Raw genomic sequence first — 25,048 nt, forward strand, 5'->3', positions numbered from 1 at the left:
AAAAATCCACAAGCAAATTTACTTGTGGATTTTGAGTTGTTTTCCTTTTTTGGAAATTATTTTTAATAAGTAACTAATAAAGTTCCCTTCTCTTTATGAGAATTACCTCTAGAGTCATAGTATGTAAGGATATAAACATAGATTCCGTCATCTACCAAAATTCCTTTTGGATCATGTCCGTACCATTTTCTATTATCCTTAGTTGATTGGAATAATTTTTTACCCCATCGTGTATGAATTTCGAATTCAAAATCTTTTTCACAGTCAAATACAGGAGCCCAATATTCGTTTAATCCATCACCATTAGGTGTAAAGATCGTTGGGATATTGAGTTTTGTTGGTTCGGGTGTAAATGAAAAATAAGAATAATGTTCACAACCATTTTCATCGGTTATCTTCACGGAGTATTTCCCTGGGTGGAATGATTCTGGATCTACACCAAGCCATTCTGTTGTAAGCTCTCCTTTTCCTCCAGAAGCAGTGAGCTCTGCTCTACCCATAAATTCATTACAATCGTCTTGATAAACCACTACATTGGAAATAATAGAATCTGCCGAAGGAATTACCACACTTTGTGTTCTATTACATCCGTTTTCATCTACAAATTGAACAGTGTAATTACCCGGTAAGAAATTAATAACAGAATCTTCTTTTCCGTTGATAAGAATTCTACCTGTTCCTCCTTGAAGGTTGTACACATGGTAGCTTCCTGGATCACCAGGACAAAGTGGAGCACTAATAGAATCTGACCAAGTAATATTATCTGGTTCTTCGATTCTAAATGTGTCAGAATACTGACAACCATATTTATCTACCACATACATGGTGTAAAAACCTGCTCTTGGATTATGTTCGCTAAATCCGTTGCTATAAGAAACGGTATAGGGTGGGATTCCTCCCCAAATTGTCTTTTTGAACTTACCATTTTCTTGATAACATCTGGCATCTTCTACTTCTATTAAAGAACGTATTGAATCTGGTTCTGTAATTTTAAAATTCAATACTACAGATGCTCCTGAACAGCTATTATCTGAAATAGTCACTTTATAGGTTCCTTTTCCCAAATTATTTGCACTTAATAAATTTGAACCATTATGATCCCAGTTAATCGAGTACGGTGGCATTCCTCCTGCGAGTGTTAGTTGGATTTTACCATTGCTTTCTCCAATACATTTTACTGGAGTAATTTTAGCAGAATAGTCTAAGAAACTAATATAAATATCACTTTGAGTAAGATCACTCAATCCTTTATACATATCTCCTATTGTATTCTTATAATCAATATTTATTGTCGTATTATCAGGGTCTGAAATTTCTAAAATAGAGCATTCACCTACAATTGGAGAATAAATTTTGTTTGAAGTCATTAATTCTAACTGCCCAAGCCCAACATCGTGAACACTATCGCCTTTACAGTCAACAAATGTCCCTATTTTATAAACATTTGGCGGATTGATAGCACTTCCTGTAGCTACTCTCATTAAATTACTGTTTCCAGCATTGGTATTTATAGCTTTTTCACTGGATCCGTATAGATATTTTGCTGTGGGAGAAAATTCTACTCCATAAATTCCGTCAAAAGTTTCACTAAAGACATTCAAATTACTTGATTTCCCTGTACAAGGATTGAATTCAAAGTGGATCATTTCATTAGACTCCGTAGAAGCATAAGCAAGATACTCGTTATGGTAATCTAATTCTCCACGACCTGAATCTGCTGGATTAAGAACAGTTCCTGGTGTCCAAACTTTAACAGTTTTTCTATTATTGATTCCCAGTTGGGTAATGTCAAATTTTTCAAAACCAAAATCACAACGTCTTACAATAAGGTATTTATCCTGAGAGTTTGGTTTATTTATAATTTCCTTTCCCTCTGCATATAATCCACTACTGTTAGAGGTATCACTCAATAATAAGTTGAGATTTACAGGAACGATTTGTCCTTGACCTTGGTTTAGTGCTAAGTTAATCTTAGAATAGTATAACAAATCACAACCTTCATCTTTGGTATATACGATATAGTAATCCGTTACAGTACCAGGTACTTTACAGGTAACTATTTCTGTGATTCCAGCATGGCTGTTAATCGCACCCGAACCTGCTACTAGGTTTCCATTGGCATTAAAAACTCCATCACCAGTAACATAGAAATGGACATCTCCGAAATTATCTTCTACATGAGAAATTCCCTCAATATCTGCTGGGGCAGTTCCTGCAATAGTATCCATATAACTTGGCACAGATGTTCCTGCGTTAACCGCTCCAAAAAGGGCATTTGTTCCATACATTAGTTTCTGAACGCTCTGGGCTTGAGAGAAAGAAAAAATAAAAGAAAAAACAATTAAAAAACGATTCATCATCTTCATGAGAATTAAAGGTATTTGTTCTAGTAATAACAAATATACTTTTTTTTTAGCAAATTTCCTTTTGTAATCTATAAATCTGGTATCAATAGTGCTAAAAAATAGCTTACAAATGTGGAAATTAGCCAATATTTCCTCTAAAAAAGATAAAAACAAAGTGCTCAACTATGGATCATAAGCATCAAACAATTGTACAAAGTATTCAGGACGATTTAATGGACAATCATGGCGTTTCTCTTGATATTCAACGAGATGATTTATTACACCCATTTGTTTCAGGAAATAAATGGAGAAAGCTCTTTTTCTTTCTCGAAAAATTTCCAAGCTTAGAAAAACAAGGAATTGTGTCTTTTGGTGGGGTTTTCTCTAATCATTTAGTCGCTACAGCATTTGCCTGCTATGAGCATGAAATTCCATTTGCCTGCATAATTCGTGGAGAGGAGGATTACAATAATCCTACGATACAGTTTTTACAAAAATATGGTACTGATATTCAATTCGTCTCTCGTTCTGATTTTAGAGCTTTTCGGGAAAAAAATTGGCAAATAGACCTTCCTGTAAAATGGAAGAATTATTATATCCTCCCAGAAGGTGGACATAGCCTAGAAGCTTTAAAAGGTTGCGCTTTAACTTCCAAAAGTTGGAAAAAAAACTACGACTATTTTGTTTCTAGTATTGGAACTGGAACAACATTTTCGGGGATTATGAATGGGCTTAAAGAACCCACTAAAGGCATCGGAATGGTGATGCTGAAAGATAAAAATTATCTAGATAAAGAAATAGAAAAAATGATTTCTACTCCTTTCGAGTACGAACTTATTCGTGACTATCATTTCGGGGGATTTGGAAAGGTAAAACCCGAGTTGATTCACTTTATCAATGATTTTTATCAAAAACATAAAATCCCTTTAGACCCTGTTTATACAGGCAAAATGCTCTTTGGGATTTATGATATGGTGAAAAAAGGATATTTCCCTCGAGGATCTAGAATTGTAGCTATTCACACAGGAGGAATACAAGGCGTAAGTGGTTATAATTATCAACAACTTCAAAAAGAAAACCCACACTTTATTGATATTGAATGATAAAAAAAGCTCCAAAGTAACTAGATAGTCGACTTTGGAGCTTTTGTAATTTATTTAGAGGATTATCTGGTTATTGAATAACCCATTTTTGAGTTTTAAACACTCCATTTTTCTCTAACCTAATGAAATAAGTTCCATTAGAAAAAAGAGGAATCTCCGAGTGTTCTTCAATATTATTTCTTTCAAAAATCTTTTTTCCTTCTACAGACCAGATAGATACATGAATATTCTCTCCTGTATTTATTAGTAGAATTCCTGATTTAGTTCCAACAAATTGAATCCCTTCTAATTCGTTTTCTTCAACGGATACATTGTTATGATTAGAAACGAAATCAACAGTTGTTATTCCTCCAATATTTCCTTTTAAATCGACTACTTGAGAAGATGTTAACGTATGAGTTCCCACTGTTTGGTTCAGGATCGTCATGATTAACTTTGTTTTCTCAAGTGCGTGTTGATTAATTGAGGTAATTTGAATTCCATTATTAATACTAAAATTAGCCAAAGTCTCTGCTGATACTTCTTCCGTAGCTTCATTAAACCATACGTTTAAGTATCCTTTTGCTGGACTTTCTGCTTTAAGTAATCTAGGACCAGAAGTATCAACTGGAGCCGAAATATCTTCTGCAAATCTTAACTCAACTTTGAATTCATCAAAATTATAATTTAAAACACCTGAGATATCATAACTTTCTCCTTGAGTAGGATCAAAAGAATAAACTGAAGAATTGTGGATTAATGCATCTCCTGATCCATCACTCACTTTCCACATTCCAAATCCTACATCTTCGTTTACACAAGTTGCATCGCTTAATTTTACAAGTACAGATTCATAATCTTCGGCAGAAGCATTTCCTGTAGAAATATCACCGGTGTTTACAAATTGAAAATTTGGAAGTGGGTGATTATTTGAGATAATATTTACTAAGCTTACATCCACTACTTCTGTAAGATTATGATACTCGGTAATTTTTCCTGTGATGATTACACTATCACCAATAGCAGGAAAGCTTGGTGCATCATATACATATATTCCTGATCTCAAAGAATCTGATTCTTGCACAAAGAAACTATTTCCAAAAACTCCTGTTACGATTCCTGTTACAGATCGCTCTACATTATTGGCTGCATTTGTTGTAGTATTTCCTTGTGAAACAATCTTCCAAGCCATTGGTGAATGTACTCCTGTTCCTTGAATGGCACGTATTGACGTAATGGTTCCGTTAAATGGTTCTGATTGAATCTTAAATCTATGAGAGATATAACTACCATTATTTCCTGTAGATCTAATTCTGAATTTTACTTGAGCAGAATATACTTGAGCTGGAATTTGAGCCGTATAACTCGTCCCATTCTGTGTCATAGTAACCGAATTTGTAGAGTCTAATACGTCATTCCAGTTATTTCCCCAATAAAGTGTAAGATCAGAAGAGTTCCCTCCTGTAAAATCTACAGTAACGGTAATAATGTCTCCTTGAGTAGGAGCTGAAGGACTTATTGCTAGATTACTAAATGAACCTACAAAAGCTGAATTTGTACCAAAAACGATATGTGCTAGTTCTGGATGATCAATAAATGGATTTCTATTTTGCTGCCAGTTTTCTATAATATCATTTCTATTGAGTTCAAATGCATCTACTGGATCATTTAAATGCCATTGGAGAAGAGTAGAAAGTCTTCCTAATTCTGCATTAGGAAATGTATTAATCGCTTCCACTAATTCTAAATCTGGCTCTGCATTTCCCACAGCACTATTACCACCTTCATATCTTGCTGCCATATAAAACATCATTCTGGCTACATCTCCTTTTACGGCATCTCTAGGCTCCCATGTGTTGTTGGTAGATTTACACTGCGTAGGTGTCGATCCGTTATTTACGATGGTTCCTCCATTATCAAAATCTTTATAAGACCTTGCAGAGTTCATTGTCATATCTACAGGACGCAAGTGATGAGCATCTGTATTGGCTCCTTTTACTCCAAAAACACCATTAGGACCAAAATTTCCATGAGACTTTGGCCAAGTATGCTCTCTATTCCAGTAATCATACATCCCTGGATCTGTTGGATCATTTGCAAAATCCCATTTGCTAATAGAATTCCCGGTGTACATCAAGATGATATTATTAGCATTCGCAGGATCCACATCAGCTTGTCTAATGATTGTTTTGATGGTTCCGTATTCAAATTCTGAATGATCATCTATTAGATCATGTAAAGTGGTTTTAAGAGTCGTACCTGTTTGACCGTAGGTATTCTCGTAGTAGTTTAAGTTTTGGGCAGATAAACCAAAACTTGTAGCAAATGCTGCTAGTATGAGTATTTTTTTCATGTTCGTTCCTTTTTAGAGTGTAATTTTTATCGAAGTAGATAAGTTTCTTCCAGCTCCGAAGAATACAGATGCCGAAGCAGCATCATTATTGTTTATTTGACCGTCAATCATGTAACGGGCGTTGTTTCGAGCATCCGAAATATATTTCGTATCTAAGACATTGAATAAACTAAATTGCCAAGCTACTTTATGCTTTTTAATTTTGAAATTATACCCTAAAAACAAGTCGAATCTCCCGTAGTCTGGAATTCTCCAAGGCTCTATTGGCTTATAGTTATCTCCTAAATTGTCTGCTGTTGGCTCTGGATTATAATCAGAAAAATAGCGAGCATTATAACCATATTTCAAACGAACATAAGCACCTTTAATTGGTTTTACATTCAGCGAAGCACCTAATTGTGTTTGTGGAGCATCTCCAACGTGAACTCCGTCAAAAGAAAAGGTTTGGTCTGAAGATTCTGTGACACCAGTTTGCTGGTTATACACTTCTATACCTACATTTTTTGAAGTCCAAACCCAGTCACCTATCGAAACAGTTCCTTGTAAATCCACTTTTGGGGTAATTTTATAAACTCCATCTATTTCTACTCCCATGTGGCGTGCGTCTAATCCTGGAAGTACAAAGAAAATATTATCTTCACCAGGTACTTTTATATTGTTTACAGGTTTCCCATTCCATAACGTATAGTATGCATTGGCATCAATAGTAAATTTTGACGAACCAAAATGATACCCAAGTTCTGCAGCCGTTACAACTTCGTTATCTGTATGTGCTCTAAAGTCTGTTGTATATCCGTTAAAAATAAATTTTGAAGGTCTAGCTTTATTCAAGTATCCAACATTTACAAAAATATTAGAGTTTTCATCAAGATTGTAATTTGCTCCTGTTTTTACGGTAAACCCAATTTTATTTTTCGTTTCAGATTCTTCATTACTATAATAATCTTCTTTTCTAAAGGAAATATTAGATACCGATAAATTTAAGAAACCGCTTAAAGCACCTTCTGTATATTCTGCTTGACCGAATAATCCTGCCCAGTTTACAAACACAGAGTTATTAAAATCTAAGGTATCACCTTCTTTTACAAGAACATCTTTTTGATTTGGATCGCTTACATAATCTCCTCCTAAAAGGTCATGAACTGTTTTAAAGTGTTTTCCTTCATAGGTTCTTAAATCAAGACCTCCTGATAGGTTCCAAGCATCATTCATCTGGTAATCAACCTTTGATAATAATCCTCCCCAAACGTGCTCATTATGATTTGCAATCAAAAAAGTATTTGATTTATGTAGATTTCCTGTTTTTTCAATTGGATTTCTAGCATTCTGATCATAAAAAGGTTGTAAATCTATGAGTCCATTTTCATCATAATATTTTGCACCTACAGTACTGTTTATATTGGTTCCCCCTCCTTTTCCAATAGATAAATAAAGAGCATTATTGATCACTAAATCATCATTAACTAAATAGGTATGGTTAAGGTTCAATTGAGGCTTCATATAGAAGTTCTTTCTCACAGTTAATGCTTCTTTGTCAACAAAATTATTATATCGACTTCTTTTAATATATCCCCAATCTCTATTGTATGCTCTTCCTAAGTTTACTGGTTGAACAGAAAGATACTTAGAAGTGTCTATTCCTTGTTCGTGTGCATATTCTGAATCATAAGCTAAAATTCTTTGTTGAGAACTTCTTTGTGCATGTTCTTGGGGTGCAATAAATCCTGAAAGAGATAAGATATGGTTGTCCCATTTTTTTGTTCCTTTTGCGTAAGCAAAAAATCCTTCTACACCTGAATTATCTGTATAGTTTTCTCCCTTTTTATAAGAAAAAGCACCTGTAAAATTCCATCCTTTTTCGCTCATTCCAGAATTATATCCAATATTGGTTGTGGATTTACCCCATTGATTAAATGCTTGACGAACTTTGAGATATTTTTTAGACTCCGTATCATTCGTTAGGATATTAATAGTTCCTCCCACAGAAGGAATAGAAAGTTTTGAAGCAGATAAACCTCTCTGAACTTGCATACGTTTTGTAACAATATCTAGACCGAACCAGTTTGACCAATATACAGCTCCATTCTCCATGTCATTTACAGGAATTCCATCAATAAGAACAGCCATGTTTTCTTGTTTGAATCCTCGAATATTGATTCGAGCATCTCCATCTCCACCTCCACTCTGTGTGGCATATACACCAGGGGTTTGGTTAAGAACCAATGGAAGATCTCTTCCTCCTAGCTCTTCAGTAATTTTTTTGGGAGTAATAGAAGTAAAAGCTACAGGTGTTTTACGTTCTTGTGCAATATCGGCTACGAGGGTAACTTCATCTAGAATTTCTGGTTGTAAATTAATTACCAGATTTTGGGTATTATTTGAAACCGAAACATTCCTTATAACACTTTTGTAACCAACATAGCTTACAGTCAGTTTATATTCCCCATTTGGTACACTCATGGAGAATTTACCATTGATATCTGTGACAACACCTTTATTTTCTCCGTACATAATACTTGCCGAGATTAGTGTTTCACTTGTTCTTGCATCTTTTACTACTCCTTTGATGAGTCCTTGTGCATTTACAAGGGTAACGCAAAAGAAAAGAATGCTAATGAATAAGAGCTTTTTCATAATGAGTCTTTTGTGAAGATTTCCTCTGTTTGGTGGTGTTTTTAAAGACAAAAAAGCCGGTTGGGTAAGACTTCTGTCCACCTAACCGGTCATTTTTTAATTCTTCATCCTTATCTATTGGATATTTACTTTAGAAGAAGAAACTGTATTTTCAGTTGACGTAAGCTTCAAAATATAAATACCTTTTAAGCTTTCAACTGGAATTTCTAATTGATTACTTTCCGCTGAAACGGTTTTTACATGTTGTCCTGCAGTATTAAACAATTGTACGTTTTTAATTTCAGTTGCTGCTCCAATGTTTAAAAGTCCATTGTTTGCAAATGCAATAAAACTAAATGCTTGATATTCGTTTACGTTAAGTACTAATTCAGTCCAATCAGAATCATCAGTGTTTCCACATTCACAAGTGTGCTTCCCTAGATTTCCTGTATAGTTAATTGCATTTGAATCATACTCTAATGCTGGGTTGAAAAAGCTTGGGTTCGCAGTGATTCCTTTTTTTACTGTTGCTTTTCTTACCAAAGTATGGTTTGAAGTCCATGAAAGAAAGAAATTGTTATCGTCTGCTTTGTAATCTAAAGCTGCAGAATCACACCATCCTTCTCCTGGGTCTTCTCCTATTTTTCCAAAGATATCAACGATAGTTCCGTCAATTTTCTCAAGAGTCATAGCATCGTTACCATTAAAAAACATCGGTGAAGTTGCATAAATTCCTGTTCCTTGAATATCTGCATAAGCAAATAATTTAGGGTCAACAGTTCCAAAACCTCCGTCTTCTTTTTCTCCATTTGATACAACAACTACATCTTTCGACTTAACTACTCCAGAAAGTTGTAGCTCTGTGTCAGCAAGACCCTGTCCATTTTTATATCTTTTGATATAATAAGTTGATAAATCAACATTCTCCCCTTTAGGATTGTAAATTTCTAAAGCTTTGTTTTTACTAGATCCCTCAATGTACTCTGAGAAAAATAGCTCTGAACAATCTTGTGCGTTTACAGCACTTAGGCTTAATGCCAATGCAGAAAATAATATTTTCTTCATAATCTGATGTTTGTGTTTAGAATATGCTGCAAAAGTATTATATTTTGACTTCTGTAGTTGTTAAAAAAGGTACCAATCCATCCAAAAATAACAATTACTTAACACTTGAATTTTTGTTTGCCAATTGCCCACAAGCTGCATCAATGTCTTTCCCTCTACTTCTACGAATATTGACAATCAACCTTTTTCCTTCTAAATAATCTTTAAAGGCATCCACTTTTTTGAGATCTGCCTTTTTGAATCCTCCATCATCTATTGGGTTATATTCTAAGATATTTATTTTACAAGGAACTTTTTTAGCAAACTGATGCAAGTGTTTTGCGTCTTCAATGGAATCATTAAAATCTTTGAAAATAATATACTCTAAGGTAATCTGATTTCCTGTTTGCTCATAATAATACTGTAGCGCTTGAGAAAGAACTTCAAGATTATTTGTCTCATTGATCTGCATGATCTTCGTTCTTTTCTCATCGGTAGCAGCATGGAGAGAAAGTGCGAGTGGAAAACGTACTTTTTCATCTGCCATTCTTGTAATCATTTTGGCAACACCTGCGGTAGAAAGGGTAATTCTCCTTGGAGACATTTGCAAACCAATCTCTTGGGTGATTTTTTCGATTCCTTGTTTTACGTTTTTATAATTCATCAAAGGCTCCCCCATTCCCATAAGTACAATGTTTGAGAGCTTTTTTTGATAGTATTTTTGTGCAATTTGGTTGATCAACCAAACTTGGTCATATATTTCTGGATAAGTAATATTTCTTTCTCTCTTGAGTTTTCCTGTTGCACAGAACTCACAAGCTAAAGAACATCCTACCTGAGAGGAAATACAGGCGGTCATTCTATCTCCCGCTGGAATCAAAACTCCTTCGCATATTTTTCCGTCGTGCAATTCAAAGGCTACTTTGATGGTTTTATCATTACTGATTTGTTCTTCGGCTATTTGCACAGGGTAAATACCAAAGTTTGTTTCCAAGGTTTGTCTAAGACCTTTTGAAAGATTGGTCATTTCCTCAAAACTACGAGCGCCTTTTACCCAAAGCCACTCTTCTATTTGCTTGGCCCTAAATTTTTTTTCCCCTAGTGAAACTAGTGATTCTATAAGTTCATCCTTAGAGAAAAGTCTGATGTCTGGTTTGGTTGGTGTTTGCATGGTGCAAAGGTACAGTTTTTAAGAATGAAGAAACAGCTTATTCTAAACACAAAAAACCACCTCTTTCAAAGAAAGAGATGGCTTAATCAAAAAAAGTGAAAAACTTTTATAGTAGAATTATCTTACGATAAACTTCTCTGTGTGATTACCGATAGTTACTAAGTAAGTTCCAGAAGCTAAGTTTTGTGTGTCGAAAGTTAAATCTTCAGCTACTTTTGCAGCGTGAATTGTTTTTCCTTGAATGTCTGTAATAGTTACTGTGTTTCCAATTAATCCTGGATTAGTAATAATTACAAAACTTCCATCTTGGTAAATTTTAAATGCACCTTTCATGATTTCATCAATCGATACATTTTCATCAGCCTTAACAAATTTACCTACAGTTCTGAAGTTACCATCAGTATTTTTCACCTCAGCAATAAGGTTGTTATTCGCATCTTTAACTCTCATATATGCTCCAGAAGCTCCAGCTACTTTCATACCATCACCATAAGAATCACGTAAATAAACTAAAACACACTCTCCATTCGTAATATTCTGAGTGTATGAAAAATCTTTATCAGCATCAGGACCACCAGGGTAAAGATTTCCACCACTAATATTCCCTTGATATTGTGGAGTACTCCACAAAACAGTTGATGTTATTGGGTTAATCAATAAAACACTAGTTTCTGATGGGAAACTATCTGTATGTAAAGTAATATTAAACTCGTTGAAAGCATCCATTGTAGTTTGATTGATTGATGCATCATCAACGTTATTATATGCCTTATCTGTTCCTGAAGCTGGTGTAAATTCAAACGTCAAATCATTTGTATTTACACTTGATGATGTAAATGAAGATAAGAAAGTTGAATCAGCCAAAGAAGGTGCTGAAATATTAAATGTATGAACGGTAGTTCCTTGGTGTTTGATATCAACTGCACCTGTTGAAGTTGCAGAACCAAAGTTTGTAGCTTTTACAGAAACACCAATTTCGTCATCACAAGCGTAAGAATAATTCGCTGTAATTCCTATTTCATTTGCTGGCAATTCAACCCCCGTACATCCTTTAAGGGCATTAAAGATACCGATAGGTGTTCTTGGTGAAACCTCTGTCATTGTTCCATCAGGACAAATTTTGAAAAGAGTTGGAAAGTAAGTTGCATTAAAAGCCTGAGCTAAAGCACCATCATCAATGATTGGGTAATTAGTTCCTTCAATCCAGTTTCCAATAGTTTTAGGTCCTGTACCTTGTAAATCGGCTAAAGTAGTTGAGTTATCTCCTTCTATAAAAAGAACAACTACATCATCTTGACCGTTTGGTCCTAGTATTTGATAAGCTGTTTCTAGTCCTTTATTGTTATGTAGAGACCAACATGGTCCACACCACGTTGCAGAAATATCAACTAGCACTGTTTTACCTGCATTCAAATATCCTTGGATATCATGAGAGTTTCCGTTAAGATCCGTGTAAGTTCCACTTGGTACAGATGCAGGTGGAGACCATGGGTTTTGAGCAGAAACTACTCCAACACTCATTAGTGCTATTGCAGAAAGTAATAATTTCTTCATAAGTTTTTTAGTTTTAGGTTAAATTCTAAGTATAGTCGTCTAATTTCTAAAAAACAATTGAAATATTTTTGCTTTTTTTAATTTACTGCTGTTTTCATATTGTTAATTAGTATTAAAAGTTTATTTTTTGTTAAGAAAATATTTATATCAACTTTTTTTGTTCATTTACACACAATTATCACTCATTCAAACCATTACATAACCCTTTTGGTTTTCATTATTTATATATGGAAAATATTATTTAAACGTGGTAGCAAAAACATTTACGATCACTCCATTTTTAAATATGTCAATATTTTAAACTGTAAAAAAAACTTTTAAGTTGAATTAACATTCCTAGGTCAAACATCAGGCAATAAAAGTATTTATAAATTAAGAAAAGATGAAGAAATTGCAGTCTTACTAATCTATTTTGACTATGAAAAACTACAAATTTACTACCTTATCTATTGTGGGACTACTTGCTTTTTCGAGCATGAATGCCCAACTTACAGTAGATACATCCCCACAAAAGAAAAATGTGGTATTGGAAGAATACACAGGAATTTACTGTGGATATTGTCCTGATGGACATAAAATTGCTAATCAAGTTAAACAAGCAAACCCAAATGACGTTGTTTTAATTAATGTTCATACTGGAAGCTTTGCAAATCCTAATGGTTCTGACCCAGATTTTAGAACACCATTCGGTTCTGCACTAGCGGGTCAAACAGGACTTACGGGTTACCCTGCAGGAACAGTAAACAGACATGTATTTTCGGGATCTAACACAGCTCTTAGTAGAAGTGCATGGCAAGCATCTGCTACGACCATTTTAGGACAAGACTCTTATGTAAACATGGCAATTGAAGGATCTGTTAATGTTCAAACAAGAGTACTCACTGTTAACGTTAAGGCCTACTATACAGGAAACGGAGCAAACAATAACAAGATAAATGTTGCACTTCTTCAATCAAAAGTAGAAGGACCACAGTCTGGTTCTGCTGGAAACCCAAGTCAAGTGTTACCGAACGGTAATTACGAGCATAATCACATGTTGAGACATTTGATCACTGGACAATGGGGAGAAGCAATTGATACGACAACACAAGGAACAACCGTTACAAAAACCTATACTTATACTATTCCAGCTGATTTGAATGGTGTTGCATACGAAATTGGAAACCTTGAAGTAGCTGCTTTTATTACAGAAGGTCAGCAAGAAATCATTACAGGTGTAGATGCTGATGTTACTTTGGATGTTCCTGCTGGAGTGAGCATTATTGACTTTGAGAGTACAGATGCCACAGATGCAGCAGTAGGGTATTGTAACACTTCTGCCACTCCAAAATTAACTGTAAAGAACGCTGGAAACAATGTAATCTCTTCATTCAAGGCTTCCTATTCTTTAAATGATGGTACAAAAGTATATGAGAATGTTTCTACACCTTTGGCTGTAGGTGCAAGTACTACCGTTTCTTTCCCAGTAGTTAACCTAACGGATATGGTTAACAGATTTGAATTTGGAGTAGAGGGTACTTCTAGCTCAGAAATTGAAGTGACTTTCGGGAATAATTCAGCAAGAACAGGACTTTTCTTAAACCTTGGATCTTTGGGTGTAAAGCATACAGAATCATTTGAGGATGCTTCAAATGCAGGTGATCTAGAAAAATGTGCATTAACATCTACTGGACTTAGTGTATATGTACTAAAACAAGGAGACTTACAGAATTGGAATACAAAACTGGGAGCTTACGAGCAAAGTGAAAAAGCCATGATGTTCCATAACTACGCCGCTCCTAAAGGATCAAAAGTATATGTAACTTATGAAAAAGTGGACTTTTCAGCTGGAGTAGATCATGGTTTTGTATTTGATCACGCCTATGCTCAATACGATGATTCTTCAAATGACGAATTATCTGTGAGAATTTCTGAAGACTGTGGTGCAAATTGGACTAATGTATTAACGCTAAAAGGTGCTTCTGCAGCAACTGGACCACTCTCTTCAAACGGATTATTTGCTCCTAAGTCAGCGCACTGGAGAAAAAACATCATTGATCTTACATCTTATTCAGGAAAATCAGATCTAATGATTCAAATCGTTGGAACGTCTGATTATGGTAACAACTTCTGGGTTGATAATGTAACTTTTGGTGAAGATGCTCCTATTAGTGTGAACGAAAACAATGTAATTGACTATACTGTTTTCCCAAATCCAGCAACAGATTTTGTTAACCTAAAAGGTGAAAACCTTCAAGGTGAAACATTTAAAATCTTTGATGTAACAGGAAAACTCATCAAGCAAAATACTTTGAATAATGATTTAAGAATTGATGTGTCAGAATTGGCTGCAGGAGTGTATTCTCTTCAGGTAAAAGGACAATCAAGTCGCTTAATTGTTCAGTAGTTTCCTATATAAAACTACAACAAACTATTAAACCGTTCGGATTCCCGAACGGTTTTTTTATGTACTTAAAAAAGATAAAAAGACAATATTTTGGTAAAAAAGATGTATTTTTGACATAAAAAACCAATATAATGGTAAATATATCCATTTCTACACCTCAAGATATCAAACTTAGAATAGCCGATATCTGTAAGAGTAAAAGAAAAAAAGAAAAGGTGAGCAGAGAAGAGCTGGCTCAATTTGTAGGAATGTCTAAAACTACTTTACAAAATATTGAATTGGGCAAAAATTATACTTTCGATAATCTTTTAAAAGTGGCTTATTATTTTGGATTATTAGATCAAATTATGGAAACTTTGACTGCTTATCAAGAACAAGATGACTTGAATAATATGTCTCTCTATTAATACCCTACCATGAAAAAGGAATTTCTTATTGATATACGTTTATTTGAAACCGAAATTGCTCGTTTGGGAATAGATCCTGCCCAAAAAACGGTTCATTTCCAATACAACGAAAGCTTTTTAGAGCGTAATTTATATAAGAGTATATTCCCATATATTTTCAGGAGAATCAAAAACATACAAAGCTTTAATCAATTCTTTGATAGTTCTTTTCAAGGGCTTCCTCCGATGATTGCAGATTCTTTACCCGATGCCTTCGGAAATTCGATTTTTAAAACTTGGTTTGAACATCAAAAAAAACAAGGACAAACGCTTACAAATATAGAACTACTCTCTTATGTAGGAAATAGAGGAATGGGTGCTTTGGAGTTTTTCCCGAATAAAACAAAATTACCGTTATCCGAATTTTCCTTACATGATCTAGCAAATATTTCCGAACAAATTTTACAACAAAAAAGAGGGATTAAAGAATGGAGATTTAATGAGCAAGCTCTTTTGAATATTTTCAAATTAGGTACCTCAGCAGGTGGAGCAAGACCCAAAGTACTGATAGCCGAAAACCCATTAAACAAAAGTATCACCGCTGGAGATATTTTCGAAAACAAAAACCTAAATTACTATATTGTTAAGCTCCATTTGGAAATGGACGAATACAATAAATCGCAAATAGAGTTCACCTATCATCAACTGGTAAAAAAATGTGGAATTCAGATGATGGATTCGAAGCTCATTGATGGTAAACACTTTGCTACTTTACGCTTTGATCGACTTCATGGTGAAAAACATCATTGTCTCACAGCATCTGGAATGAGTGGTTGGGATTTTAAATCATCCACATACGCTAGTTATGAAAACTTATTTAAACTCTGCTTAGGTATAAAATTACCCTTACAAGATCTTGAAGAGCTTTATAGACGTATGGTGTTTAATGTGACTTTTGCTAATGAAGATGACCATTTGAAAAATCATAGTTTTATTTATCAAAAAGAGACGGATTCATGGAGATTATCCCCTGCTTACGATATCACTTATTCCAAAAATCCATTAGTAAATTACAGAGAAACTCAGAGAGCTTTATCTATTAATAATAAAAGGAATCATATCAAATTTGAGGATCTACAAACAGTAGCGAAACAGTTTCAAATAAAGAAATACAAACAAATTATTGATGCTGTCCAAAGCCAAATACCGCAATGGAACATATTAGCAAAAAACAATGGAGTCCATCAATATTTAATTAAGTCCATAGAAAAGGATTTTGCGATATTCTAGTTCACAATACAAAAAATGATCAATTCATTAGATAATTAATAAATTTTAAATTCACTATCCATTTTAAAGGGTGTTTTAATTAAAAAAGTACACTCAAGCAGAATTACCCTTAAAAAAATAAGGGTATTCTCACAAAAACATGAAAAATAAAATTTCCTCTAAATAAAATAACCTATCTTTGCACCAAATTATAAAAGTCTAATCATGACCAATCTACGTTTTCAAGCCTTAGCAGAGCAACACCACAGAGAGCCAAATAAAACAGAAGCTCCAAGTGAAAAAATCTCAGATTATTTCGGAACCCTTGTTTTTAATGAGGATGCCATGCTTTCTTTTTTACCAAAAGAAGCCTATGAAAGCTTACAAGAAGCGATTCATGACGGAACAAAAATTGATAGAAAAATTGCCAATCAAGTTGCTTCCGCAATGAAAAACTGGGCAATGACTCATGGGGTGACTCATTACACGCACTGGTTTCAACCACTAACGGGAACTACAGCAGAAAAGCACGATGCTTTCTTTCAGCCCATTGCAGGAGGACGAGTAATTGAGCGTTTTGACGGATCATTATTAGTACAACAAGAACCTGATGCTTCTAGTTTTCCAAATGGAGGAATCAGAAATACTTTTGAAGCACGTGGTTACACTGCTTGGGACCCTACTTCACCCGCTTTTATTATTGGAAAAACACTTTGTATTCCTACCATCTTTGTTTCTTACACGGGTGAGGCATTGGATTATAAAACACCTCTTCTTAGAGCACTTCACTCAGTAGATGAAGCTGCCACAGCAGTTTGTCAGTCCTATTTTGATAGAAATGTAACCAAAGTAAATGCTTCTTTGGGATGGGAACAAGAATATTTCTTGGTAGATACCGCATTATATAACGCTCGTCCTGATTTGATGATGACAGGAAGAACGCTTTTTGGTCATTCACCAGCAAAAGGTCAACAGTTAGATGATCATTATTTTGGAGCAATTCCTGCAAGAGCCTTGGCTTATATGCAAGATTTTGAAACAGAATGTCTAAAATTGGGTATTCCTGTTACTACAAGACACAACGAAGTGGCTCCAAATCAATTTGAATGTGCTCCAGTATATACAGAAGGAAACTTGGCAAACGATCAAAACCAACTGTTGATGGATGTGATGGATAAAGTAGCAGCACGCCATCATTTTAAAGTGCTTACACATGAAAAACCTTATGCAGGGGTTAATGGATCTGGAAAGCATAATAACTGGTCTTTAGCCACCAATACAGGTAAAAACTTATTAAGCCCAGGAAAAACACCTAAAAGCAATCTACAATTCCTTACTTTCTTTATCAATACCATTAAGGCAGTATATGAATACGATGATATTTTAAGAGCTAGTATCGCCTCGGCTTCAAACGAGCACCGCTTGGGAGCAAACGAAGCACCACCTGCGATCATCTCTCTATTTATCGGGTCCCAACTTTCGGGAGTGTTAGATGAGCTCGAAGCTACACTGAAAGGTGGAAAAATGAGCCCTGAAGAAAAAACAAACCTAAAACTTAATGTAGTAGGGAAAATTCCAGATGTATTACTAGATAATACCGATAGAAACAGAACTTCTCCATTTGCCTTTACAGGAAATAAATTTGAATTCCGTGCAGTAGGATCTGATGCAAACTGCGCTTTCCCAATGACCGTTTTAAACGCAATTATGGCAAAACAGCTAAAAGTTTTTAAAGCTGATGTAGATGCTAAGATTGCCACAGGTCTTGCTAAAGATGAAGCCATTTTTGATATCCTACGTCAATATATTGTAGAGTCTAAAAGAATTCGTTTTGAAGGAGATGGATATGGAGATGCCTGGAAAGAAGAAGCTAAAAAACGAGGAATGAATAATGTGACTAGAACACCTTATGCATTTGATTTCCTTCATGAAGAAAAGGCTTTTAACTTATTCTCAGAACTCAATATACTATCTAAAAGAGAATTAGAAGCACGTTATGAAATTTTGAATGAACAATATCAAATGGTTATTCAAATTGAATCTAGAGTGCTTGGTGATTTGGTAGGAAACCACGTGATCCCAACGGCCATTAGATATCAAAATACCTTGATTAAGAACGTAAAAGGTCTTAAAGAGTTATTTGGAGATAATGAATACAAGAACTTAGCACAGGAACAACTTAAAACGATTACTTCTATCTCTGAACATATTAGTTCATTGAGAACTTTGGTGGACGGAATGACTGAAGCTCGTAAAAAATGTAACAGAATTGAAGACGTTCCCACAATGGCAAAAGCTTATTGTGACGAAGTATTTCCATTTTTGGATAAGATTAGATACAAAACAGATAAGCTAGAAATGATGATAGATGACGAAGTTTGGCCATTGCCAAAATATCGTGAGATGTTATTTGCTCGATAAACTTTTAATAACTAGATTGGGGAAGCAGTGTTGGAAATTAATTTTCAGCACTGCTTTTTTTGTGGTAATTATTTAGTGCTTGCTTTAATTTCCGTTTAATTCTCCTTCTTAGCCCATTAGGCTTTAGGACTTCAATAGAATCTCCAAATCCTAAAATCAATCTTTCAAGTTCGTAGTTTTGATGAACTTCTATTTTTATTTCTATGGATTGATCTGCATAGGTTTTTATTAATTCTTGCGATGAATGAAAAGGCTTTGTGAGTACATAAGGAGCATTTGATCGATCTATTTTTAAAAAAATCGACTCTTTTTGCTTTGGTTTCATCACAGTAACTCCAATGGTGTTTTTGTAGTATTCATCAGGATTAATCGTGGTTTTTTTATAGAAATAATCCCATAAAAAATCAATGGAAATAATTCTATCTAAGGCCAGTGTCATAAGAGTTTCTTTACTGGAACCCACTAAGAACCAACGATTATTAAATTCCTTTAACCAATAAGGATGAATTGTGAATAAAGACGATTTTCTGGCAGAAAAAGACTGGTAACAAATACTCAAAACTGTTTTTTTTATAATGCTTTGATAAAGAATATCTAGGTATTTCAAACCTTTTAATCTTTCGTTTTTATCAAGGTGAATTACCGGACCTCTTTGGTTTTGCTCGGCATAAATCTTGTCTTCAAGTCTATGGATAATACCTCCTAGCTCAGAAAAAAGTGAAAAATCTTTAAATTGTTTTAGCATTTCAACAGTTTCAGAGAGAATATACATATCGTTTTCCGTTATAGGAATATCCGTTATGGTGTAGTTAGGATCTTCATATTTATAATATTTTTTATCATACACTACAATCGGTGCATTATAGCCCAATTTATCACTTCGCATATTTTGGATATCCAATTGAATCGTTCTCTTACTCACATTGACATCACGACTCTCATACTCATAAAGAGCATCTGAACAGGCTGTGATTAAATCCTTCAAAGTCCATTTTTTATACCTGTTTTGAAGACATTTATCAATGGTTTTATATCGTATTAATGCATTTTTATTTTGAGCCATTAGTGATGTTTTTTGATAAAATTAGAAATAAAAAACTACTACGCAAAATAAATACGCACTTACTATTCATCTTTGCTTTGTCATTTAGAAATAAATGCTCAAAACGATCTTTAAATTTATTTACAATATTGAGAGAGCCTTGTTTTGTGTTTCTGTATAGCACTATTGTTCAATAATCTGCCCTTTAGGTATCGATTTATAGTATTCAGCTCGGCTCAAAGGTTTGTGAGTTACCAAAAACTCATATCACGCTATGGCCGCAGGTTCGAATCCTGCCGAGAGTTTCTCGTAGTTCAGAGGTTAGAACAATAGCCACCCTATGTAGGTTCGAATCCTACTACTCTTCACTTGAGTATGGCGGAACTGGAAGACGCGCTAGATTTAAGTTCTAGTAGAGGTAGAGCAATCGACTGATAATCGATGTGTTGTGGGTTCGATTCCCACTTTGACTGAAGAGTCAAATAGCTCAATTTTTCAGACTAAAAATCTGAAGTTAACTTACAGAAAATGGGTGAATGATTTCGGTGTTAAAAGTCAACAACTGTTGAAAAATGACACAACTTGTAACAGACTTGCAATTGCTATCAATAGGATTCATTAAAGTGTTTCTCTTCTATTGAGAATATTGGATTCATTAAGAATACCAATAAAGAAAAATAGAACACAAGCATATTTAAGAATCAAATTCATAGAAATTCCGTTTGTTTCACGAGTGAAATCACTCACTCATTTCTTTATGAAGTATCAAACAAAAATTAATCTATAAAAACAAAAAAAAATGGAACTAAGAGTAAAAATAAATGCCTACGAAGTAGGAATCGTAATGAAAGATGGGAATATTATTGATATTCTTACAGAAGGTAAATACTTCAAGAAACTTGGTACCGAGGTGTATATTTATAATACAACACAGCTCTTTACAAGTAGAATTGAGTGGTCAATTTTGGAAAAAAATGAAAAACTCATGAAAATGTTGGAAATTGTGGATACCACTGAGAGTGAATTGGCAATAGTATATAAAGACAACAGGTTTTATACTGTTGTAAATAACTCTAGACTTGCGTACTGGAAAGGAGTTTTGAATATGAAATATAAAAAATATGACATTGAAGAACTTTCTGTTCCTAAAGAAATCAATAAAGCGATACTGAAATACCCACTAATGACTCAGTATTATAGACTTCTAGAAGTATCTTCACAAGAACAAGCAATCCTGTATGTGAATGGTGAAAAACGCAGTATTATCAAGGGGGGACAATACTATTTCTGGAACAACACAAAGAAATTGAGACTAGAAAAAGTGGATATGAGAAATCAGGACATGGAAATTATCGGTCAGGAAATTCTCACCAAAGATAAAGCAGCAATTAGGATAAATTTTCAAGCCAATTATAAAATAATTGATGTAGAAAAAGCCCTGATGGAAAACAAAGATTTCAGCAAACAACTGTATTCTTCGCTTCAAATGGCGATAAGATCTTATATCGGTACACTAACGCTGGATGAATTGATGGAAAACAAAGAGCAAATTTCTGGTTTTATTATAGAAAAAATCAAAAGTAAAATCACAAAACTGGGTGTCGCAGTAAACTCTGCAGGAATTAAAGATATTATTCTTCCTGGTGAGATAAAGGAAATTATGAACAAAGTATTGGTAGCACAAAAGAGTGCTCAAGCAAATACGATCACCAGAAGAGAGGAAACGGCTTCAACAAGAAGTTTGTTGAATACTGCAAAATTGATGGATGACAATGAAATGCTCTTCAGATTGAAAGAGATGGAATATGTAGAAAAAATTGCAGAAAAAATCGGAGAAATTTCCTTGAATGGAAATGGAGGTATGGTGAAGCAATTGAAAGAAATCTTTGGAGCTAAATCTTGAACTAAGGCACGATTTGAATAATCAATCGTGCCGTTCTATAAAAACAGAAAAAATGAAATCTACAATAAACATTCAGAAAATTAGAGAATACATATCAAAAGGCTGGATTACAGAAAAAAAACACCCTATTCATGATATTTTTATTTACAATTACAGCCAAAAAACACAATTTGAATATTTTTGGGACACAACCACAATACAGTGTAGAGGATTGATTTTAAACAAAGAGGGCTTTATACATGCAAGACCTTTTCAGAAATTCTTTAACCTATCTGAGCATCAAGGTGAAATCCCAAATGAAGCCTTTGAAGTTTTTGAAAAAATGGATGGTTCATTGGGGATATTATATTGGCTAGAAAATGAACCTTATATTGCAACAAGAGGCTCTTTTGAGTCTTGTCAAGCAAAGTTTGCAAATCAACTTTTAAGAACAAAATATCGACATATCTGGCAAAATTTGAATCCTAAATACACATACCTATTTGAGATTATCTATCCAGAAAATAGAATTGTGGTAGATTATGGAGCAGATGAAAAACTGGTTTTACTAGCCATTATTGACACACAAACAGGACAAGATATACCATTAAAAAACATCGGATTTCCTTTGGTAAAGAAATACTCAAACATCAAAAACATTACAGGTTTATCTAAGGAAAACAAAAAGAATGCTGAAGGCTATGTATTGCGATTTGAAAGTGGATTGAGATTAAAAATCAAATTTGACGAATATATTCACTTACATAAAATATACAATAACATTTCCTCTTTAGTCATTTGGAATCAGATGAAAAACGAAAGTTTAAACGAAAAATTTTTAGCGGAAATTCCCGATGAAATTTATCCATGGATAAAAGAAATACAACATAAACTTGAGAAACAATATTCTGAAATAGAAAATCTTGCAAAACAAGAATACAAAGAATATCATACAAGAAAAGAAACTGCTGAATATTTCAAAACTTGTAAGCATCCAAGTATTTTGTTTTCCATGTTGAATGGAAAAAGTTATTCGGAATATATATGGAAATTAATTAGACCAAATTTTGAAAAACCCAAAATAACAAGAAAATGAAAAAGATCATTTTACTTAAAGGTTTACCCGCAAGTGGAAAATCAACTTATGCAAAAGCCTTGGTAAAAAACAACCCAGGAATGTATAAAAGAATCAATAGAGATGAACTAAGAGACATGCTAGATTCTGGAAAATTTTCTAAGGGAAATGAGCAATTTGTTAAAAAAACCAGAGACTTTTTAATCAAAATGGCACTACAAGACGGAAAACACGTGATTGTAGATGATACCAATTTGCATAGCTCAAATGAAGAGAAAATGAGAGCAATTGCAAAAGAATTTAAAGAAGAAACTGGACACCAAGTTCGGGTAGAAATAAAAACATTTGACACTTCTGTAGAAGTTTGTATAAAACGAGATCTATTGCGTGAAAATCCCGTTGGACAAGCAGTTATTAGAAAAATGGAACGACAAATGAATTCTAAGGAAAAAAAGTATCCTAAATACAGCGTTCAAAACCCTGAACTGCCCAAGGCAATTATATGCGATTTAGATGGAACTCTAGCCTTAATGCACGATAGAGGTCCATTTGAGGGGAATAAATGCTTATCAGATTTACCAAACACTCCAATAGTGAATTTGGTGAAAAATTATCATAAAATGGGCTTCAAAATACTCTTGCTTTCGGGGAGAGATGGACAATTTGAAAATGAAACCAAAAAATGGCTGGAGCAATATAAAATCCCTTATGATCAACTATGGATGCGTGCTAAAAAAGACATGAGAAAAGATGCCATTATCAAAAAAGAATTATTCAAACAAAACATTCAGGATCAATATTTTGTGGAATTTATTCTCGATGACAGAAATCAAGTAGTGGATTTATGGAGAAATGAATTAAATTTACCTTGTCTTCAAGTGTATTATGGGGATTTTTAAATTTATTAAATAAAGTATATGAAACGTAAACAACTATTCGAATTTGAAGATTTTCATTGGATTCCTTCATCCATCCGAGCTGGGATGACCAATTTATTAATTGCTTTTGGAAATGTTGTAAAAGCAGATGAAGCCGTGTTTTCTCGACTCAATGAAGTGAAAAAAGAAATTCCCTTTGATCAAATTGTGGATCTTGGTTCTGGATCAGGTGGTATTATGCCTAAAGTAGCAAAAAAACTGGGAGTCAAATTAGTTTTAACAGATTTATATCCGAACCCAAAAGTAGTTTCTAGTTTTAATGAACCTCAAAACGCCGATATTCGATATGAGGAGAAATCTGTAGATGCGACTCATTTTGAAACAGCTCCAAGGGGTTTTAAAACCATGATTAATAGTTTTCATCACATGCCAGTACCCGTGGCAAAAAAGATTTTGGCTTCCGCCCAAAAAAACCGAGAGGGAATTTTGATTTATGAATTGGCAGAAAACAATATCCCATTTTTAGTATGGCTTTTATTGTTACCTATTTCTATCCCAATCTTAATGCTGATGGCTGTTTTCTTAACCTTACAAGTAAAAAAATGCACTTGGCAGCAGATTGTTTTCACTTTTATAATTCCCATTATTCCATTTATGTACGCCTTCGATGGTCAAACATCATTAATGAGAATCTACTCATTTAAAGATATCGAAAATGATTTATTAGGTGATCTTCCAAAAGAAGATTCTTATGTCTGGAGAATAGAAAAAGCCTTTAAGGAAAATGGAAAACAAATGGGTTATACCATTATTGGACAACCAAAATAATAGCTACTTAGGACTCCTTCGCCTCAGGTGTATTGACCAATTCTTTAAAATAATCTGAATAAAGCAAACGAATAACTAAATAAGCTTCAAAAATCAGAAAAGCAAAATATGGCGCCAAAAAATGGAGCAATTGATGCTTTGGCAATGATTTTTCTAACCTTAAAACTTCAGGAAATGTGATATAAATAAAAATCATCTTAATCAAAATAACCGCCAAAAAAACAAAGCCGACATACTCCTTCATAACACTAGAAACTAAACTAGAAAACAAAACAATATTTATGGCAAAAATCCCATGGAACAAATACACTTTATCTATACTATAATCCAAAGAATCAGGACTAATCATGTATTTATGAATAACAAATAGCAGTACACTTACTACCACAGCAAGGATTAAACCTATAATCAATTGTTTTTTCATGGCTAATATTTTTTAGTATCGTTTTTTAAAAACCCAATGATGCAATAGATGCCTATACATACTCTGGGTTTAATTCTTAGACATTTTGTTTACTTGGTGAATAATAGAATAAATAGAAAGAAAAATAGCCAAAAGTGTGATTCCTTTGCTATACCACTCTCCTTCATTGGGGAATTTTCCGTCTAACCATTTACCCAAAAGGTTTCCGAGCCAAATAGTAGCAGCCATCTGAATGGCAATTCCAGAAAAAACCGCATAGTTTTTAATATTCTTTTGGATTTTTGGCTTTTTCATT

General features: G+C 34.0%; 18 protein-coding genes and 1 tRNA gene. 10 read left to right on the forward strand and 9 right to left on the reverse strand.

Annotated elements, in window-relative coordinates:
* Positions 1 to 62: 62 nt before the first annotated feature.
* Positions 63 to 2,399: a gliding motility-associated C-terminal domain-containing protein gene (locus N4A45_01300; GenBank protein ID MCT4663852.1), complete on the reverse strand. Its 2,337-nt coding sequence runs from the start codon at positions 2,397 to 2,399 to the stop codon at positions 63 to 65.
* Positions 2,400 to 2,530: 131 nt separating this feature from the next.
* Here N4A45_01300 and N4A45_01305 point away from each other — a divergent pair, with 131 nt between their 5' ends.
* Positions 2,531 to 3,448: a pyridoxal-phosphate dependent enzyme gene (locus N4A45_01305; protein ID MCT4663853.1), complete on the forward strand. Its 918-nt coding sequence runs from the start codon at positions 2,531 to 2,533 to the stop codon at positions 3,446 to 3,448.
* A gap of 70 nt (positions 3,449 to 3,518) precedes the next feature.
* On the opposite strand, the gene N4A45_01310 is transcribed toward N4A45_01305, so the two are convergent.
* From N4A45_01310 to N4A45_01330, 5 genes are all read right to left on the reverse strand, one after another.
* A complete protein-coding gene (locus N4A45_01310) occupies positions 3,519 to 5,780 on the reverse strand; it encodes an endonuclease (GenBank protein MCT4663854.1) in 2,262 nt (753 codons plus the stop codon).
* A 12-nt stretch (positions 5,781 to 5,792) separates the two neighbouring features.
* The gene (locus N4A45_01315; GenBank protein MCT4663855.1) at positions 5,793 to 8,414 is read right to left on the reverse strand and encodes a TonB-dependent receptor; all 2,622 of its coding nucleotides are present in this window, start codon (positions 8,412 to 8,414) and stop codon (positions 5,793 to 5,795) included.
* 114 nt (positions 8,415 to 8,528) lie between these two features.
* Positions 8,529 to 9,458, reverse strand: a complete 930-nt coding sequence (locus N4A45_01320; protein ID MCT4663856.1) for a lamin tail domain-containing protein — start codon at positions 9,456 to 9,458, stop codon at positions 8,529 to 8,531.
* A 94-nt stretch (positions 9,459 to 9,552) separates the two neighbouring features.
* On the reverse strand, positions 9,553 to 10,608 hold the full coding sequence (rlmN, locus tag N4A45_01325; protein ID MCT4663857.1) for a 23S rRNA (adenine(2503)-C(2))-methyltransferase RlmN: 1,056 nt from the start codon (positions 10,606 to 10,608) through the stop codon (positions 9,553 to 9,555).
* 117 nt (positions 10,609 to 10,725) lie between these two features.
* Positions 10,726 to 12,162 (reverse strand): T9SS type A sorting domain-containing protein, encoded by a 1,437-nt coding sequence (locus tag N4A45_01330; GenBank protein MCT4663858.1) that lies wholly within the window; start codon positions 12,160 to 12,162, stop codon positions 10,726 to 10,728.
* Between the two features lie 418 nt (positions 12,163 to 12,580).
* Here N4A45_01330 and N4A45_01335 point away from each other — a divergent pair, with 418 nt between their 5' ends.
* The 4 genes from N4A45_01335 (at position 12,581) to N4A45_01350 (ending at position 18,624) form a co-directional block, all read left to right on the forward strand.
* On the forward strand, positions 12,581 to 14,548 hold the full coding sequence (locus N4A45_01335) for an Omp28-related outer membrane protein (GenBank protein ID MCT4663859.1): 1,968 nt from the start codon (positions 12,581 to 12,583) through the stop codon (positions 14,546 to 14,548).
* Positions 14,549 to 14,679: 131 nt separating this feature from the next.
* Positions 14,680 to 14,955 (forward strand): helix-turn-helix domain-containing protein, encoded by a 276-nt coding sequence (locus N4A45_01340; protein ID MCT4663860.1) that lies wholly within the window; start codon positions 14,680 to 14,682, stop codon positions 14,953 to 14,955.
* Between the two features lie 9 nt (positions 14,956 to 14,964).
* Positions 14,965 to 16,224, forward strand: a complete 1,260-nt coding sequence (locus N4A45_01345; protein MCT4663861.1) for a type II toxin-antitoxin system HipA family toxin — start codon at positions 14,965 to 14,967, stop codon at positions 16,222 to 16,224.
* A gap of 204 nt (positions 16,225 to 16,428) precedes the next feature.
* Complete coding sequence (locus N4A45_01350; protein ID MCT4663862.1) at positions 16,429 to 18,624, forward strand: glutamine synthetase III; 2,196 nt, start codon at positions 16,429 to 16,431, stop codon at positions 18,622 to 18,624.
* Positions 18,625 to 18,661: 37 nt separating this feature from the next.
* Here the strand turns inward: N4A45_01350 and N4A45_01355 are convergent, their stop codons facing one another.
* A complete protein-coding gene (locus tag N4A45_01355) occupies positions 18,662 to 19,687 on the reverse strand; it encodes a WYL domain-containing protein (protein MCT4663863.1) in 1,026 nt (341 codons plus the stop codon).
* Positions 19,688 to 20,071: 384 nt separating this feature from the next.
* Here N4A45_01355 and N4A45_01360 point away from each other — a divergent pair.
* The 5 genes from N4A45_01360 (at position 20,072) to N4A45_01380 (ending at position 24,329) form a co-directional block, all read left to right on the forward strand.
* A tRNA-Ser gene (locus tag N4A45_01360) sits at positions 20,072 to 20,139 on the forward strand.
* Between the two features lie 326 nt (positions 20,140 to 20,465).
* On the forward strand, positions 20,466 to 21,569 hold the full coding sequence (locus N4A45_01365; protein MCT4663864.1) for a slipin family protein: 1,104 nt from the start codon (positions 20,466 to 20,468) through the stop codon (positions 21,567 to 21,569).
* 52 nt (positions 21,570 to 21,621) lie between these two features.
* Positions 21,622 to 22,644: a hypothetical protein gene (locus N4A45_01370; GenBank protein MCT4663865.1), complete on the forward strand. Its 1,023-nt coding sequence runs from the start codon at positions 21,622 to 21,624 to the stop codon at positions 22,642 to 22,644.
* Positions 22,641 to 23,522, forward strand: coding sequence for an AAA family ATPase (locus N4A45_01375; GenBank protein ID MCT4663866.1), 882 nt, complete (start codon positions 22,641 to 22,643; stop codon positions 23,520 to 23,522). Before N4A45_01370 ends, N4A45_01375 begins: the two co-directional genes overlap by 4 nt.
* Positions 23,523 to 23,540: 18 nt before the next feature.
* Positions 23,541 to 24,329, forward strand: coding sequence for a class I SAM-dependent methyltransferase (locus tag N4A45_01380; protein MCT4663867.1), 789 nt, complete (start codon positions 23,541 to 23,543; stop codon positions 24,327 to 24,329).
* A 7-nt stretch (positions 24,330 to 24,336) separates the two neighbouring features.
* Here N4A45_01380 and N4A45_01385 read toward each other — a convergent pair whose 3' ends face one another.
* Positions 24,337 to 24,753, reverse strand: coding sequence for a DUF6168 family protein (locus N4A45_01385; protein MCT4663868.1), 417 nt, complete (start codon positions 24,751 to 24,753; stop codon positions 24,337 to 24,339).
* Between the two features lie 69 nt (positions 24,754 to 24,822).
* Entirely contained in the window at positions 24,823 to 25,047 is a 225-nt protein-coding gene (locus N4A45_01390) for an AtpZ/AtpI family protein (GenBank protein ID MCT4663869.1), read from the reverse strand.
* Position 25,048: the final 1 nt, after the last annotated feature.

This window comes from Flavobacteriales bacterium (assembly GCA_025210805.1).
GTDB lineage: Bacteria > Bacteroidota > Bacteroidia > Flavobacteriales > CAJXXR01 > JAOAQX01.

Excerpts from the sequence above, each read along its gene's own strand:
- N4A45_01305 (MCT4663853.1), top strand. The coding sequence starts at position 2,531 with ATGGATCATAAGCATCAAACAATTGTACAAAGTATTCAGGACGATTTA.
- N4A45_01310 (MCT4663854.1), bottom strand. The coding sequence starts at position 5,780 with ATGAAAAAAATACTCATACTAGCAGCATTTGCTACAAGTTTTGGTTTA.
- N4A45_01315 (MCT4663855.1), bottom strand. The coding sequence starts at position 8,414 with ATGAAAAAGCTCTTATTCATTAGCATTCTTTTCTTTTGCGTTACCCTT.
- N4A45_01320 (MCT4663856.1), bottom strand. The coding sequence starts at position 9,458 with ATGAAGAAAATATTATTTTCTGCATTGGCATTAAGCCTAAGTGCTGTA.
- rlmN (MCT4663857.1), bottom strand. The coding sequence starts at position 10,608 with ATGCAAACACCAACCAAACCAGACATCAGACTTTTCTCTAAGGATGAA.
- N4A45_01330 (MCT4663858.1), bottom strand. The coding sequence starts at position 12,162 with ATGAAGAAATTATTACTTTCTGCAATAGCACTAATGAGTGTTGGAGTA.
- N4A45_01335 (MCT4663859.1), top strand. The coding sequence starts at position 12,581 with ATGAAAAACTACAAATTTACTACCTTATCTATTGTGGGACTACTTGCT.
- N4A45_01340 (MCT4663860.1), top strand. The coding sequence starts at position 14,680 with ATGGTAAATATATCCATTTCTACACCTCAAGATATCAAACTTAGAATA.
- N4A45_01345 (MCT4663861.1), top strand. The coding sequence starts at position 14,965 with ATGAAAAAGGAATTTCTTATTGATATACGTTTATTTGAAACCGAAATT.
- N4A45_01350 (MCT4663862.1), top strand. The coding sequence starts at position 16,429 with ATGACCAATCTACGTTTTCAAGCCTTAGCAGAGCAACACCACAGAGAG.
- N4A45_01355 (MCT4663863.1), bottom strand. The coding sequence starts at position 19,687 with ATGGCTCAAAATAAAAATGCATTAATACGATATAAAACCATTGATAAA.
- N4A45_01365 (MCT4663864.1), top strand. The coding sequence starts at position 20,466 with ATGGAACTAAGAGTAAAAATAAATGCCTACGAAGTAGGAATCGTAATG.
- N4A45_01370 (MCT4663865.1), top strand. The coding sequence starts at position 21,622 with ATGAAATCTACAATAAACATTCAGAAAATTAGAGAATACATATCAAAA.
- N4A45_01375 (MCT4663866.1), top strand. The coding sequence starts at position 22,641 with ATGAAAAAGATCATTTTACTTAAAGGTTTACCCGCAAGTGGAAAATCA.
- N4A45_01380 (MCT4663867.1), top strand. The coding sequence starts at position 23,541 with ATGAAACGTAAACAACTATTCGAATTTGAAGATTTTCATTGGATTCCT.
- N4A45_01385 (MCT4663868.1), bottom strand. The coding sequence starts at position 24,753 with ATGAAAAAACAATTGATTATAGGTTTAATCCTTGCTGTGGTAGTAAGT.
- N4A45_01390 (MCT4663869.1), bottom strand. The coding sequence starts at position 25,047 with ATGAAAAAGCCAAAAATCCAAAAGAATATTAAAAACTATGCGGTTTTT.